This window comes from Roseateles sp., assembly GCF_049240545.1.
GTDB lineage: Bacteria > Pseudomonadota > Gammaproteobacteria > Burkholderiales > Burkholderiaceae_C > Paucibacter_A.
On record NZ_JBMLSK010000049.1, the window covers coordinates 66283 to 80616 of the forward strand.

Below are 14334 nucleotides of genomic sequence, written 5' to 3' on the forward strand. Positions count from 1 at the left end.
TCAGCCCTGAGGAATTGAACCATCTCACTCAGGCCAAGCAGCGCTCGGACGAGCTGGCCAAAATTGAGTTGCAGGCCATCGGGATGGTGGACGGTTTGCATGACGATCAATTGGAACGACGCCAGCGCGCCAGCCTGATGCTCAATGACGCCAGCTATTTGCAGACCAAGGCGGAAATTTTGGGCCACATCCAGGCCTACTTCCAATTGATTGACGGGCGCACCTTGCAGCAAGTGGAGGTCGCCGAACAGCGCGCCCGGTTGATGTGGATCTTGCTCAGCATCATCTCTCTGAGCCTGCTCGGCACTTTGCTTTGGATTTACCGGGCACTGTCGCGGACCTTGGGCGGCAGCCCGCTGGAAATTCAGTCACAAATCATGCGCATCGGGCAGGGCGACTTTTCTCAGCCCATCCAGGTGCCCTTGCGTTTGAGTCAAAGCGTGTTGGGATGGCTGGCGCAGATGCAGGCGCAGTTGCACAAGGCCGAGCAACACAAGGCCGAGGCGCAGTACCAGCGGGATCAGGTCTTGGCCTTGGACGCGCTGCGCGCTTTCATGATGGAGCAGCTGACCAGTTCGGCCGCCTTGGGCGAGGTGCTGGAGGCCTTCATCCACCGCATCGAGGCCATGTTGCCTGGCACCTTGTGCAGCATCTTGCTCTTGGATGAAGAAGGCCAGCACCTGAAAATGGGGGCTGCTCCCAGCCTGCCTGTGTTTTACAACAAGGCCATCGATGGCGTGCGTATCGGCCCCAATGTGGGCTCTTGCGGCACGGCGGCCTACACACAGCAGCGTGTCATTGTGGAAGACATCGCCCAGCACCCCTTGTGGCGGGACTTTGCAGCTGCGGCGGCCAAAGCGAATCTGGCGGCCTGTTGGTCCGAGCCGATTCGATCGGGCGCGGGGCCTTTGCTCGGCACCTTCGCGATGTACCGCCAGCAGCCCAGCTCGCCCGCTTCATTTGAAATCACCATCATCGAGAGTGCGGCCCGGCTGACGGCCTTGGCGATCGAACGCAAACGGGCCGAGATGCAATTGCAGTTGCTGGCCAATGTGTTTGAGCATGGCAATGAGGTGATCATGATCACCGACCGCGACGGATTCTTGGTGCGGGTCAACAAGGCCTTCAGCACCGTCACAGGCTTCACTGAAGCCGAGGCTTTGGGGCGCAATCCCCGCATGCTGGCCTCCGGGCGGCAAGACAAAGGCTTTTATCGCCAGATGTGGGAGACCATTCAGCGCGAGGGCCAATGGTCGGGCGAGGTCTTGAATCGTCGCAAGGGCGGCGGGACCTATCCGCAATGGCTGTCCATCAGTGTGCTGCGCAATGCCCAAGGCGAGGTCAGCCACTACATGGCCATCGCCACGGACATCAGTCAGCGCAAAGAAGCTGAGGAGCGCATCCGCCTGCTGGCTGAATTTGACCCCTTGACCCAATTGCCGAATCGGCGGCTGTTGCAAGACCGGGTGCAAAACGCGATTCACCATGCGCGCCGTCACCACGAACCGCTGGGCCTGATCTATTTGGACTTGGATCGTTTCAAGAACGTCAATGATTCGCTGGGGCACCATATCGGCGATGCCTTGCTGATCGCGGCGGCCGCTCGCTTCAGCGCTGCGCTGCGCGAGGAGGACACGGTCAGCCGCGTGGGCGGAGATGAATTCGTGGTGCTTTGCCCCAACACCGATGCCAATCGGTGTCGCGCATGTGGCGGGCAAACTCTTGGCCGCATGCCAGCCGCGCTATCAGCTGGGCAGCCATGATTTGGCCGTCAGCTGCTCGCTGGGGATCGCGATGTTCCCGGGTGATGGCGACAGCTACGCCAGCTTGTCCATGTGTGCCGATACCGCCATGTACCGGGCCAAGCAAGCCGGGCGCAACACCTATCGCTTCTTCACGCCGGAGATGCAGTCGCAGTCGGCACGCATGCTCTTGCTGGAGAACGAATTGCGTCAGGCCTTGGAGCTGGGGCAACTGCACCTGGTCTATCAGCCACAAGTCGATTTGGTCCAAGGTCAGCTGCGCGGCGCTGAAGTCTTGCTGCGTTGGACGCACCCGACGCTTGGGGTGGTCAGCCCCGCCGAGTTCATTCCGATTGCCGAGGAAAGCGGCCTGATCGTCTCCATCGGCAACTGGGTGATGCGCAGCGCCTGCCAGCAGCTCTGTGACTGGCGAGCTGCAGGCCTGGCTTTGCCGCTGGTGGCGGTCAATTTGTCGGTTTTGCAGTTCCGCGAGATGGGCTTGCCTGAAATGGTGAGCGCCACCCTGAAAGAAACCGGCCTGCCGCCCGAGTGTCTGGAGTTGGAACTGACCGAGGGCATCGCCATGGATCATCCCGATGATGTGGTGGCGGCCATGAATCAGTTGCATGCGCTGGGCGTTTGCATCGCCATCGATGACTTTGGCACCGGCTATTCGTCGCTGAGTTATTTGAAGCGGTTTCGCATGGACAGGCTCAAGATCGACCAGTCCTTTGTGCGCGACATCCACAGCGATGCCGATGACCGCGCCATCGTCGCCACCATCATTGGTCTGGCGCGCAGCTTGGGTTGCGAAACGATCGCCGAAGGGGTGGAAACCGAGCAGCAACTGGCTTTTCTGCGCGAGCAGGGTTGCAATCAGGCGCAGGGCTATTTGATCAGTCGCCCTTTGCCCGGCCCGGAGTTCGAGCGCTGGGTGCGAGAACGCCCCTCGCTTGCTGAGCCGCCTTACTCGCCGGTCGATTGAACCCAGCAAGGGCCGCAGGAGTTGCCCCCTTCTCCAAGTGGCAAAGTCTGGGCCTGGGATAATGGCAGCGTGCAACAAGACCTGAACAACCCCTGGCGCCTCTCGGTGGCCCCCATGCTCGATTGGACCGACAAACATTGTCGGTACTTCCATCGTTTGCTGACTCAAAAGACCCGGCTGTACACCGAGATGGTGACAACCGGTGCGCTGCTGCACGGCGATCAGCCTCGCCATTTGGACTTCAACCCGGAGGAGCATCCGGTCGCGCTGCAGCTGGGCGGCTCCGAGCCGGCCGATCTCGCCGCCTGCGCCAAGCTGGCGCAGCAGTGGGGCTATGACGAGGTCAATCTGAATTGCGGTTGCCCCAGCGAGCGGGTGCAGCGCGGCGCTTTTGGCGCTTGTTTGATGGCCGAGCCCACTCTGGTGGCCGATGGCGTCAAGGCCATGCGCGATGCGGTGAGCATTCCTGTCACCGTCAAGCACCGCATTGGCATCGACAAGATCGAGAGCTACGAGTTTGTACGCGACTTTGTCGGCCAAATCGCCGAGGCGGGTTGCGAAGTCTTCATCGTTCATGCCCGCAATGCCTGGTTGCAAGGCTTGTCTCCCAAAGAGAATCGCGAGATTCCACCGCTGCGATATGAGCTGGTGCATCAACTCAAGCGCGACTTTCCGCAGCTCACCATCGTCCTCAACGGCGGTGTCAAGACAGATGATGAGATCGCTGAGCAGTTGCAGCATGTAGACGGTGTGATGGTGGGGCGGCAGGCTTACCACGAGCCTTGGCAGATGGTGGACTGGGACCATCGCTTCTTCGGCACGCCCAATCCGGCGCATTCGCGTGAGCAGGTGGAGTCGGTCTGGCTGGACTATCTGGAGCGCCATGTGGCGGCGGGTGCCTATCACCACTGGACTCAAGCCATGCGCCATGCACTCGGGCTTTGGAACGGTCAGGCGGGCTCGCGGCGCTGGCGCCAGATTTGGTCGGACCATCAATACAAGGCCCTGCCGCCTCGCGCTGTGGCGGAGCTGGCGAATCAGTCCCGGCAAGGCATTGCGGCGCATGTGGCCGAACACCAAGCGCAGACCCTGGCGCAAAGGGAATCGCAAACGAGTGATCACGCGGGCTGAGGATGGCCCCTCAGCTCTATTTCCATTGCTATCAGACCGCCTTGGGCTGCTGTGCGATTGCATGGAGTGAGTGGGGCGTCAGGGGCTCTCAGCTTCCGGAGGCCACAGCGGCTCTAACGCGCGATCGCATCAGAGCGCGCTTCCCGAATGCGCTCGAAGCTTTGCCGACACCGCCTATCCAACAGGCGATTCAAGCCATTCAGCGACTCTTGGCTGGCGAATCTGCCGATGCCGCTGAGCTCTTGGCCGTGCAATTGGATGAGTCAGAGATCCCCGAGTTCAAGCGGCAGGTGCATGCCATCACACGAGGTATTCCGGTGGGCCAGACCCTCAGCTACGGCGATATTGCTCAGCGCTTGGGCCTCGCCGGTGCGGCGCGGGCGGTCGGGCAGGCCGAGGGCAGCAATCCCTTTGCGCCCATCGTGCCCTGTCATCGGGTGCTGGGCGCGGGCGGCAAGCCGGTGGGGTTTTCGGCCCATGGGGGTGCCGACACCAAGTTGAAGCTGCTGGCGATTGAAGCCCGCGCAAGTGGGCAGTTAGCGGCCGAGCAGGGCGATTTGTTCTGATGCCTGCCCTGCGCGCTTGAAGCCCGGCCTTAAAATCTCCCCCTGTTCTCTGCCCAAGGCCTTGCCATGTCTTTCGCCACCCTGGGCCTATCGCCCGCTCTGATTCGCGCTGTGCGGGAGCAGGGCTACCACGCGCCCACCGCCATTCAAGCGGCCGCCATTCCCGTCATTCTGCGCGGCGCCGATGTGCTGGGCCTGGCCCAGACCGGCTCGGGCAAGACCGCGGCCTTCGCCTTGCCTCTCTTGCAATTGGTGCTGCAGCAGCGTGGCAGCGGCGTGCGCCAGACGCGTGCCTTGGTGCTGGTGCCGACGCGGGAACTGGCGGTTCAGATCGGCGAGGCGCTGCAGGCTTTGGCCCAAGACCTGCCCGTTTCCTTGAAAGTGGCAACGGTCTATGGCGGTGTTTCGATCAACCCGCAAATGATGGCTTTGCGCGGCGGAGCTGACCTTGTGGTGGCCACACCGGGCCGCTTGCTGGACCTGCTGGATCACAACGCCTTGCGCTTGTCCGCGCTCAGCACCCTGGTCTTGGATGAAGCGGACCGTCTGCTGGATTTGGGCTTTGCCGATGAATTGCAGCGTGTCTTGGCCTTGTGCCCCAAGAAGCGCCAGAACTTGTTTTTCTCAGCCACGTTTGCGCCCGCGGTGCAGGCCTTGGCCAATGGCTTGCTGAATGCGCCCGAGCGTATCGAAATCGCGGCAGAGCCAGAGCGCAGCTCGGCCATCCATCAGCGATCCATCCAAGTCGATGAGAGTCGCCGCACCCCCTTGCTGCGCCATTTGTTGGGGACCGAGGCCTGGACGCGTGTGTTGGTGTTTGTGGCCACCAAATACGCCACCGAACATGTGTCCGACAAGCTCTGGAAGCAGGGCATCAAGGCGGCGGCTCTGCATGGGGAGCTGAGCCAAGGCGGGCGCGCCAAGGTGCTGGCCGCCTTGAAGAATTCGGAGATTCAAGTGCTGGTGGCCACCGATATTGCGGCGCGCGGCCTGGATATCCCCGATCTGCCGGTGGTGTTGAACTACGACCTGCCTCGCTCAACCGCCGACTACACCCACCGCATTGGACGCACCGGCCGGGCCGGGCAAAGCGGGGTGGCCATCAGCTTTGTCAGCGGCCACAGCAGCAATGGCGAGGCGCACTTTCGCTTGATCGAAAAGCGCCAAGGGCAAAGAGTGCCGCGCGAGCAGATTGCCGGTTTTGAGCCTACAGATCTGGCCACTGCGCCTGCGCCCACCGGCGGCGTCAAAGGCCTGCGCAAGAGCAAAAAGGACAAACTGCGGGAGGCCGCCGCGCTGGCTGCGGCCCGCCAAGCTGGCTCAGCGGTAGCGTGACCAAAGCAGCGTAGCCGAGAGGGGTTCGGCCGCGACCGGGTCGGTGTTGCCAGGGTCAAAGCCCGAGGGCAGATTGCGCAGATCGATCTTGGTGCTGGCACCCAGGGTGCTGTTGCCGGTGTTGCTGCCCAGGCGACCGGCCGACACATAGCCGTGCACGATGGTGCTGCCGCCGGTGATCAGAATGTCGCCGGCCAATACGGAGCCATAGATGTCGTTGGATGCACTCAGATCGATACGCCCGCCGCTGTAGGTCGATCCCACCAAGCCGCCTGCGCCGAAGGCGATATTGCCGCTCGGCACGGATTGCAGTTTGCTTTCGCCCGCTTTGCAGAAATTGCTCGGTGCCAAGGCCGGGAAGCGGCTGTTGGTGCAGACATTGGCATAACCGGCGTAATTGACGGCCCAGGTCACATTGTTGCCGCCGGTGTTGATATTGCCCGTGGCAATCCAGCTGTTGTAGTAATTGCCGGTACCGGTCTCGAGGTCGCCCTTGAACCAGGCGACACCGGGCGCCATCGTCGTGCCCGCGATGCTCCATTTGCCGTTGTTGTAGGCGAAGCAGCTGTTGTAGTCGGAGTAGCCGGCGCAGATCTTGACCTTGCAGCTGGCTGCGCTGTAGGTGCTGGTGGGGCAGAGGTAGTCTCGGTTGCCGCCGCCGTCATGTTCCAGGAAATAGGTGCCGTTGGCGACGCCGTTCACATTGTTGACCGTGACCTTGATCTCGCCGCTGACCCATTCAAACGCATAGTTCGCAATCGCCTTGTAGGCATAAGCATCGAACTTGGGTGAGCTGACGGTGCCGGCTGTCAGCGGCGTCACGTTCAGGCTCAGACCGGCTTGCCGCGTCATCTTGATCTGTGTGTTCCAGGCCGGTGAGATCAGGCTACCGCCGTATTTGCCGCCGGCCACGCTGCCATTACTCTTTTCTTCGTAGTTGCCAACGACCAGGGCCTGTCCGCTGATTTGGGAGTTATTGCCCACGACATTGCCGCCGCTCTTCAGATTGACGAGTTTGGCCGCGCTGTTCATGGTGACATTGCCTTGCGCGGTCAGGTCGGTGACGGTGTTGCTTTCGAGGGTGACCGCGCCGTTTGCCGTCAAGCTGCCTACGCCCACGCCGCCCTTGAGCGTCACGTTCTTCATCGCTTGCACACTGCTGTAGATGCCGCTGCCGCTCAGGTCGATATTGCCTTCGGAGAACAGCACATCAAGGTTGTTGCCTCCACCCAGACTGATATCGCCGGTGGCATACAGATCATTGATACCGCTGAGGCTGCCGCTGCCGGTGACCTTGCCATCCACGACTACCTTGGTGTCGGCGTCACCCAGCACGTCCAGCTTACCGCCTAGATCCAAATTGCCCTTGATGTTGACGGCCGGCGGCTTGCCGCCACCGCCAGGTGTGCCGCCATTGCCTTTGGCGCAAAAGGTCGCTGCGAGCAATGCGTTGGCGCCGCCGCTGCTGCCGGTGATGTTGAAGCCGACGCGTGTGCCGCCGCCGCAATAGGTGGTGTCAGAGGCCGTCACGTCGACCACGCTGGCGGCAATACCGCTGACGCCGGCGAAGCTCACCGCCTGGTTGGGGCTGAGCTTGGCGGCCTCAGCGGCACCGAGTTGGAACAGGTATTGCCGCACCGCCTCGACGCCGCTCCAGGCCTTGAGTTGAGCCTGCGTCAGCGCATGCACCGTGATGGATTGCGACTGCAAGCCCCGCACATAGTAGATGGCGCCAAACACCATAGCACCCAAGGAAAGCCCGCTCAGCAGCATGAAGAGCACGGAGGAAATGCCGCGCTGCCGGTACTGGGGTCGCAGGCCTCCTGGGCTTCGATGCCGCGGTATCCGGGCTTCTTGGGGCATGATGGGTCTCAGGAACTGAGGTTGGCTAGGCAACTGGTGTAGGTGTTGCTGCTGCCGGTGACGCTGGAGCCGTAGCCGATTTTGACCATGACCGAGGCGGTTGGCGCCGCCATCTTGCTGATGGCCTGCGGCACTGCGCCAAAAGGCCAGCATGCACTGTCTTTCTGTACGGTCAAGCTGACGGCTTGTGTGAGCACGCTGCTTTCAACCAAGGTGCGGCGCAGCCAGGTGATCTTGTCCCATTGGGTGAGCAAAGGGCTGCAAGCACCGCTGGACTGAATCAAATAGAGCGCGCGCGTGGACGGGTCCGAGACTAGGCCGCTGCAGCGGTAGTCGGCGCTGTTGGCGGCGACATTCGGGTTGCTGATCCAGACCACGGCATTGCCGGTCTTTGCTGCAGCCGTGATGCTCACCGGCGTGCCGCTCAGGGTAAGTGCATCTGGGTTGAGCAAGGCGTTGGTGAGCAACAAGAAGTGGGTGCCGCTGCTGGGGGCAGCCAGGCCAAAGCCTGCACCTTGCAAAGCGATCTGGGCACTGAGAAGACCCGAGGCCAATTGCCCATCTTGCATCGAACTGCGCACCAGCCCGCCGTCGCCAAACACCGTTTGTGTGGTGCTGCGGTACAGCGCTAAGGCGCCCAACACGGCCATCAGCGAGATCACCATGCCGACCATCAGGCTGATCAGACTCAGGCCGGCTTGTCGGTGGCGCATTGTCCGAGGGCTCATCGTCAGTTCCCGACGGTCAGGGTGCCTGGACCCAGCAAGGTGTCGGCTTCGACCGCGTACTGCACGATTGGCAGGCTGGTGGCCTTGGCGACGCCGTTGACGGTGAGGGTGACGGGCGTCACGGTGCAGGTCTTTTGCAAGCCCTGCAGTTGCAGGTCCGTGCCTAGGCTCAAGACGCTGGTGACGGTGGCATTGCCACTGGCAGGGCAGCCGTTGGCGACGCCGTTGCCTTGCAGGTCGGCGCGTATGCCTTGCACCGCCAGGCTTTGGCCTTTTTGATACTTTTGCGCCACCATGGCGCGCCCGACGGCGTAGACCTGCCCCAGGCCAATCACGCCCAGCAAGACGATGGCCACCATGGCTTCAATGAGCGCATCGCCCCGTTGCGAGCGCGGGCGGCGGCAGGCGCTGGGCTTAGTTGAGCGTGCCATTGCTGCTCTCCGTGCCCTTGCTGATGCTGAAGCTCATCAAGGTGCTGCAATTGACCGCACCCACCGTCGCGTTGACCGGCATGCCGCCGCTGTCCAAGGCGACACATTGGCTCAGTGCGCCATTGAGTGTGATGCTGGCGGGCGGCTGGGCCGTCCAAGCGCTTTGATTGCAATGGAGCCCCGCGGGCAGTCCGTTCACCACACACAACTGCCCCGGCACACTGACCAACACCGCGGCCGCGCCGGCGCTGACGCCATTGGCGTTGCGCAAGGCATTGGACTTCAGTTGGCTCATCCCTTGCTGCAGCATGTGTTGAGTCTGGCGTACTGCGGCTTGGCTGCCCCAAGAGGAGGCAAACGGCGCCACAGCCAGGGCGAGCAGCATCATGATGGCAATGCTGACCATCATCTCGATCAAACTCAGCCCTGATTGCGCCGGTATCACCATGTCGTGAAGCCGCAAGAGCTGCTGGCCGTGCGGGCGTTGAGGTTGTCCAGGGTCAGATTGCAGCCGCTGAGCTTGTCTTTGCCTGTGGCTGTCAAGGTGTAGCTGCTGGCGGTGCTGACCAGGGTGTAGTTGAAGTGGGCGCTTTGGGTGGGCGACCAGGCCTTGAAGTTGGTGTTGCTGGCGACCGTTACGGCGGGATTAACCGGGTACTTCAGCTGCAACTGGAAGCTGTTTTCCATGTTCAAGGCCAAGGCTGACAAGTCGGCGCTCGCCCCACGTGCTCGGCTCTTGTTCACATAGCTGGAGTAAGAGGGCAGGGCAATCGCCGCCAGAATTCCGGCCACGGCCAAGGCCACCATCAATTCGATCAAGGTGAAGCCACGCGGCGAGCTCGCCTTGTTGCGGTATTTCACTGGTATCACTCGATCTCCTTGTTTGAGGCATCTAGAACCACATTGCTACCAATTCTAACAATTGGTATTAAAAGCGGCTGTGACTTATGTCACTTCAAGCCCTGGCTTCTATCGATCAAGCGCGTTACTCGGGTTTGTGATGAGGGCCTAGGGTCTAGGGCTTTGTCTGCGTCGTTGAATTCTTGAACTGGCGGCGCAGGCTGACAGCATCAGGCAGGGTTCTTGAATTTCTGGAATCATCGGCATCACCCACGCCGCCCAAGCCAGTCAACCGGTCCGCGCGATCCAGTCTGAAAATCCGCACCGAGTCATGCACCTCTTGAACCTGGGCCAGCATCTCAGCAGCTGACTGGGCCAGCGTGGCCACCATGGCTGCGTTTTGCTGGGTGATGGCATCCATGTGGTTGATGGCCAGATTGACTTGCGAGATGCCGCTGAGTTGTTCGTCGGCGCTGTGATGGATGTTGGCAATCAGATGCCCGAAGTCTTGGACAGACTTCAAGGTTTCATCAATGCTGTCCTGCGCCTTGCGGGTTTGCTGCTCGCCGGCGCTCACTCGGTCGGCGGATTCCTGGATCAGCTGTTTGATTTCACGGGCGGCGGTAGAACTGCGTTGGGCGAGGGCCCGCACCTCGCTGGCCACCACGGCGAAGCCGCGACCATGTTCACCCGCCCGAGCCGACTCCACGGCGGCATTCAAGGCCAGGATATTGGTCTGAAAGGCAATGCTGTCGATCACTTGAATGATCTCGCCAATGCGGTGAGACGAGTTGGAGATGGCGCCCATGGTGTCGGTGACATGGTGCACCACTTCAGCGCTGCGCGTGCTGACGGCCCCCAGATCGTTGGCGACCTTGGAGGCTTGGTGAGCGATGTCGGTACTGCTGCGAACGGTGCCGGTGATTTGCTCCATGGCGGCCGCGGTTTCCTCAAGGCTGGCGGCCTGCTCATTGGTGCGCTGGGAGAGGTTTTGGTTGCCGGTCGCAATCTCGGCAGTGACCGCGCGCATCAGGCCCAACTCATGGCGCGTGTCGGCCACGATGGCGCAGATATTGACACCCAGTTGGTTGAGCGCCACTTCCAAGGCCGCTGTTTCTTCATTGCCGCTGGGCGGCAGTCGCTGGCTGAGGTCGCCTGCAGCGATCTTGTTGGCATAGGCCTGTACCGGAGCCAAGGCCGCCTGCCGCTTGCGACGAACCCCCCAGGCCATGGCTGCTGCAAGCAAGGCCAAACCCACCCAAGCGAGTGCTCCGGCTTGGGGCCAAAGCAGACCCAGGCTCAGACCGAGCGTGCCGATCAAGGCGTAGCCAGCCCAGCTTTGGATCCAGGGCCAGGCGCGAGTTGCTTGGTTCAGTCGCCCACGCCAGTCGCGGCGCAAGACCTGACCCCGGCTCAGTACTTGAACGAGTCGACCGCGTGCTTGCTCCGCCCGCATCTCGGCATACAGGGCTTCACAAGCATCGATTTGCGCTCGACTCGGCTCGGTGCGCACCGACAAATAGGCAATCGGACGCCCGTCTTCGGTCAAGGGTGTCACATTGGCCTGAACCCAGTAGTGGTCGCCATTCTTGCGGCGATTTTTGACGACCCCGGACCAGGGCAGGCCTGCACCGATGCTGTCCCACATATCGCGAAACGCCTCTTCGGGCATGTCGGGATGCCGAATGAGGTTGTGCGCTTGACCCAGCAACTCTTCTTTCGTGTAACCGCTGAGATCAATGAAGGCCGGGTTGCAGTGCAAGATGCGACCCTTCAGGTCGGTCAAGGACACCAAGGTATGACCGCGCGGAAACGGATGCTCGCGTTGGCTGACGGGCAAGTTCAATCGCATGAAGACCTCTCCGCATGAACAATGCAAACAAGGCGGCTACCGGCCAAGACCCCTCGTGCCGCGGCCTGCGGGTGACGCTTCTAGATTTGAAGCCAAGAAACGTCAATGGCGAACACTTCAATCGGCGTAGCTTAAGCCCTTGTTGCGGGATTCGGACTCCCCGGACTGCAGGGCTGCGAGAAGTATGACTTTCATGACAGTTTCGTGAGCACAGAAATGCGGGTTGACCACGGTTCAAAACGTCAATTCAATTTGAATCTGAGCGGTCTGGGCGTTCTTTGAACGCAGCACCGGCTCGGGTCGTGCCATGCTTGGAAAATTGGCGTTCTAATGCGGCTTCGCGCATAAGCTTGCGATTGATCAATCTGATGGAGAGATGAACATGTCCAACAAGTCAGCAGCTTCGGGTCTGGATCGGCGTCAGTGGTTGTCCGGCAGTGCCGGCACTTTGGCGATGTTGGGTCTGGGTGCTTCAGCGCCTGCATTGCGAGCCCAGACGCCTCCCGGCAGCCCTGCCAAGACCTTGCCGCCCTATGCGGCCTGGAAGGACAGCCAAGCGATGGTGATCCACAGTAGCTCCACCATCGAGACCAAACGCCAAGCCTTTGGCGCAGGGCTGATCACTCCGGCCGAGCAACTCTATGTGCGCAACAACTTGGCTGCGCCGCCTGCCAGCATCTTGGATGACCGCGATGCATGGGAGATCAGCATCGAGGGGGTGAAGAACCCTCGCCGCATCAGCTTGCGCGAGCTGAAGACCTTGGGGATGGAAACCACGCCGATGGTGCTGCAGTGCTCGGGCAATGGGCGCGGTTTCTTCCCGAGCAAGCCGAGCGGCACGCCCTGGTTGGTGGGCGCGGCGGGTTGCGTGGTGTGGACCGGCGTGCCGGTTCGGGTGGTCGTGGAGGCCTTGGGCGGCGTCTTGCGTGGTCACGATTTCATGACCGGTACCGGCGGTGAAGTCTTGCCCGAGGGGCTGGATCCCAAGAGCATCATGGTGGAACGCTCGGTGCCGGCCAAGGCCATGGGCGACGCCTTGCTGGCCTGGGAAATGAACGGTGTGCCGATCACTTTGGCGCACGGGGGGCCTTTGCGTTTGGTGGTGCCGGGCTATCAGGGCGTCAATCAAATCAAGTATGTGAAGCGCCTCGCCTTCACCCAGCAAGAGTCCGACGCCAAGATCATGGCGCATGGGTACCGGATTTCTCCGCCCGGCACCAAGGCCGATGCGAGCCAACCCTCGGTGCTGGAAATGAACGTCAAAAGCTGGATCAACTCGCCGCTGCCCGAGCGGCCGGGGGGCGCTGGTCAAGTGCAGATCCATGGGGTGGCGTTCAGTGGCCTGCATGCGATCAAGCGGGTGGAAGTGTCGGTCGATGGTGGCAAGAGCTGGAAGGACGCGCGTCTGGTCGGCCCTGATTTGGGCAAGTACGCCTGGCGTCAGTTCGTCTTGGCGGTGAAGCTGCCCGCCGGCAGCCACACGCTGGCCAGCCGTGCCACCGATATGGCCGGTAATGTGCAACCCGAGCAGCGCGTGGAGAACGTGGCCGGCTACAACAACAACAGCTGGGCCGATCATGCGGTCACGGTCACGCTGGCATGACGCGAATGAAGGTCCTGGGATTGCAGGGGGTCTTGCTGGCGGGGTTGGTCTTGCTGGCTCGACCTGCCTTGGCAGCGGATGCTGAATGGGAATTGGGCAAGCGCTTGTTCAACAAGGGCTCGGTGCCGGCCTGCGCCATCTGCCACACCCTGCGCGATGCGGGTTCAGAGGGCACGGTGGGGCCGATCTTGGATGAGATCAAGCCTGACGCAGAACGGGTGGGCAAGGCCTTGCGCAACGGTCTGGGGGCCATGCCTTCGTTTGCCAAGTCGCTGACCGAGGCAGAAATCAAGGCCCTGGCCCGCTATGTGTCGCAGGCCAGTGGCGGGGCGGCTCCGACCCAGTAAGTCAAGCACCTGAGCGGTCGAACCGGGCTCTCAGCCCAGTTCGACAATCACGGGCGCATGGTCGCTGGGACGTTCGTTCTTGCGCGTCAGCTTGTCGATGCTGCAAGCCCTAACGCTCTCTTTCAGCGCCTGGCTGACCAGAATGTGGTCGATGCGCAGGCCCTGGTTTTTGCGGAAGGCCAGATTGCGGTAGTCCCACCAACTCCAGCTCTTGGGCGCCTGCTCGAAGAGGCGAAACGCGTCAATCAGTCCCAGATCCAGCAGGGCTTGAAAATGCGCTCGTTCTTGGGGTGTGCAGTGGATCTGGCCGGCCCAGGCCACCGGGTCGTACACATCGGCATCGGTGGGCGCGATGTTGAAGTCGCCCATCAAGACCAGCTTGTCATGGGACTTCAACTCTTCGGCCAGCCAGCGCTGCAGCCCGTCCAGCCAAGCCATTTTGTAGACAAATTTGTCGCTGTCGGGGGCCTGGCCATTGGGGAAGTAGGCCCCGATACAGCGCACCCCGGCGACGGTCGCAGCGATGACGCGGGCCTGCTCGTCGACAAAGCCGGGGATGTTCTTCACGACTTCGGTGGCTTCCGAGCGACTCAGCAGCGCCACGCCGTTGTAGGTCTTTTGGCCAAACCACTGCACTTGGTAGCCGGCGGCTTCAATCTCGGCGACTGGAAATTTGTCATCGGTCAGCTTGGTCTCTTGCAGCACCAAGGCGTCGACCGGATGCGCCCCAAGCCAATCGAGCAGCTGCGGCAGTCGGACATTGAGGGAATTGACGTTCCAAGTGGCAAGGCGCATAGGGCTAAGTTTTCTTTGTAAATCAATGGCTTGGTTTGTTGGGGGCTTGTCTAGCTACGCAGCTAGCTACGCGACAGGAGTGTCGTGCCTCCAATTGTTAGATTGTGGCCTGTCCT

Annotated in this window: 12 protein-coding genes and 1 pseudogene; 6 read left to right on the forward strand and 7 right to left on the reverse strand. The window is 61.5% G+C overall.

Annotation, left to right across the window (positions count from 1 at the left end; genetic code table 11):
* Positions 1 to 593: 593 nt before the first annotated feature.
* From ACOVRJ_RS03145 to ACOVRJ_RS03160, 4 genes and pseudogenes are all read left to right on the forward strand, one after another.
* Positions 594 to 2724: pseudogene (locus tag ACOVRJ_RS03145) on the forward strand (diguanylate cyclase domain-containing protein); the annotation flags it as partial.
* A 117-nt stretch (positions 2725 to 2841) separates the two neighbouring features.
* Positions 2842 to 3858: a tRNA dihydrouridine(20/20a) synthase DusA gene (gene dusA, locus ACOVRJ_RS03150; protein WP_422042497.1), complete on the forward strand. Its 1017-nt coding sequence runs from the start codon at positions 2842 to 2844 to the stop codon at positions 3856 to 3858.
* Between the two features lie 161 nt (positions 3859 to 4019).
* Positions 4020 to 4424 (forward strand): methylated-DNA--[protein]-cysteine S-methyltransferase, encoded by a 405-nt coding sequence (locus ACOVRJ_RS03155; protein WP_422042446.1) that lies wholly within the window; start codon positions 4020 to 4022, stop codon positions 4422 to 4424.
* A gap of 66 nt (positions 4425 to 4490) precedes the next feature.
* Positions 4491 to 5759 carry a DEAD/DEAH box helicase gene (locus tag ACOVRJ_RS03160; RefSeq protein WP_422042447.1) on the forward strand — a complete coding sequence of 423 codons (1269 nt, stop codon included), beginning with the start codon at positions 4491 to 4493 and terminating at the stop codon, positions 5757 to 5759.
* Here the strand turns inward: ACOVRJ_RS03160 and ACOVRJ_RS03165 are convergent.
* The 6 genes from ACOVRJ_RS03165 to ACOVRJ_RS03190 form a co-directional block, all read right to left on the reverse strand.
* Positions 5745 to 7622, reverse strand: a complete 1878-nt coding sequence (locus tag ACOVRJ_RS03165) for a hypothetical protein (RefSeq protein ID WP_422042448.1) — start codon at positions 7620 to 7622, stop codon at positions 5745 to 5747. The two genes, ACOVRJ_RS03160 and ACOVRJ_RS03165, sit on opposite strands and share 15 nt — an antisense overlap.
* Positions 7623 to 7630: 8 nt before the next feature.
* Entirely contained in the window at positions 7631 to 8350 is a 720-nt protein-coding gene (locus ACOVRJ_RS03170; protein WP_422042449.1) for a PilW family protein, read from the reverse strand.
* Positions 8351 to 8352: 2 nt separating this feature from the next.
* Positions 8353 to 8781: a type IV pilus modification PilV family protein gene (locus ACOVRJ_RS03175; protein WP_422042450.1), complete on the reverse strand. Its 429-nt coding sequence runs from the start codon at positions 8779 to 8781 to the stop codon at positions 8353 to 8355.
* Positions 8765 to 9229 carry a pilus assembly FimT family protein gene (locus tag ACOVRJ_RS03180; protein ID WP_422042451.1) on the reverse strand — a complete coding sequence of 155 codons (465 nt, stop codon included), beginning with the start codon at positions 9227 to 9229 and terminating at the stop codon, positions 8765 to 8767. Before ACOVRJ_RS03180 ends, ACOVRJ_RS03175 begins: the two co-directional genes overlap by 17 nt.
* Positions 9223 to 9642 (reverse strand): type IV pilin protein, encoded by a 420-nt coding sequence (locus tag ACOVRJ_RS03185; protein WP_422042452.1) that lies wholly within the window; start codon positions 9640 to 9642, stop codon positions 9223 to 9225. Before ACOVRJ_RS03185 ends, ACOVRJ_RS03180 begins: the two co-directional genes overlap by 7 nt.
* 154 nt (positions 9643 to 9796) lie before the next feature.
* Positions 9797 to 11473 carry a methyl-accepting chemotaxis protein gene (locus ACOVRJ_RS03190; RefSeq protein WP_422042453.1) on the reverse strand — a complete coding sequence of 559 codons (1677 nt, stop codon included), beginning with the start codon at positions 11471 to 11473 and terminating at the stop codon, positions 9797 to 9799.
* 382 nt (positions 11474 to 11855) lie between these two features.
* On the opposite strand from ACOVRJ_RS03190, the gene ACOVRJ_RS03195 reads away from it, so the two are divergent.
* Positions 11856 to 13076 (forward strand): sulfite oxidase, encoded by a 1221-nt coding sequence (locus ACOVRJ_RS03195; RefSeq protein ID WP_422042454.1) that lies wholly within the window; start codon positions 11856 to 11858, stop codon positions 13074 to 13076.
* A 5-nt stretch (positions 13077 to 13081) separates the two neighbouring features.
* A complete protein-coding gene (locus ACOVRJ_RS03200; protein WP_422042455.1) occupies positions 13082 to 13423 on the forward strand; it encodes a c-type cytochrome in 342 nt (113 codons plus the stop codon).
* A gap of 30 nt (positions 13424 to 13453) precedes the next feature.
* On the opposite strand, the gene xth is transcribed toward ACOVRJ_RS03200, so the two are convergent.
* A complete protein-coding gene (xth, locus tag ACOVRJ_RS03205) occupies positions 13454 to 14218 on the reverse strand; it encodes an exodeoxyribonuclease III (RefSeq protein WP_422042456.1) in 765 nt (254 codons plus the stop codon).
* Positions 14219 to 14334 lie beyond the last annotated feature (116 nt).

What these genes read in the sequence shown, in the direction of transcription:
- ACOVRJ_RS03190 (WP_422042453.1), bottom strand. Translation starts at nt 11,473, where the DNA reads ATGCGATTGAACTTGCCCGTCAGCCAACGCGAGCATCCGTTTCCGCGC.
- xth (WP_422042456.1), bottom strand. Translation starts at nt 14,218, where the DNA reads ATGCGCCTTGCCACTTGGAACGTCAATTCCCTCAATGTCCGACTGCCG.
- ACOVRJ_RS03170 (WP_422042449.1), bottom strand. Translation starts at nt 8,350, where the DNA reads ATGAGCCCTCGGACAATGCGCCACCGACAAGCCGGCCTGAGTCTGATC.
- ACOVRJ_RS03175 (WP_422042450.1), bottom strand. Translation starts at nt 8,781, where the DNA reads ATGGCACGCTCAACTAAGCCCAGCGCCTGCCGCCGCCCGCGCTCGCAA.
- ACOVRJ_RS03165 (WP_422042448.1), bottom strand. Translation starts at nt 7,622, where the DNA reads ATGCCCCAAGAAGCCCGGATACCGCGGCATCGAAGCCCAGGAGGCCTG.
- ACOVRJ_RS03180 (WP_422042451.1), bottom strand. Translation starts at nt 9,229, where the DNA reads ATGGTGATACCGGCGCAATCAGGGCTGAGTTTGATCGAGATGATGGTC.
- ACOVRJ_RS03195 (WP_422042454.1), top strand. Translation starts at nt 11,856, where the DNA reads ATGTCCAACAAGTCAGCAGCTTCGGGTCTGGATCGGCGTCAGTGGTTG.
- ACOVRJ_RS03200 (WP_422042455.1), top strand. Translation starts at nt 13,082, where the DNA reads ATGAAGGTCCTGGGATTGCAGGGGGTCTTGCTGGCGGGGTTGGTCTTG.
- dusA (WP_422042497.1), top strand. Translation starts at nt 2,842, where the DNA reads ATGCTCGATTGGACCGACAAACATTGTCGGTACTTCCATCGTTTGCTG.
- ACOVRJ_RS03160 (WP_422042447.1), top strand. Translation starts at nt 4,491, where the DNA reads ATGTCTTTCGCCACCCTGGGCCTATCGCCCGCTCTGATTCGCGCTGTG.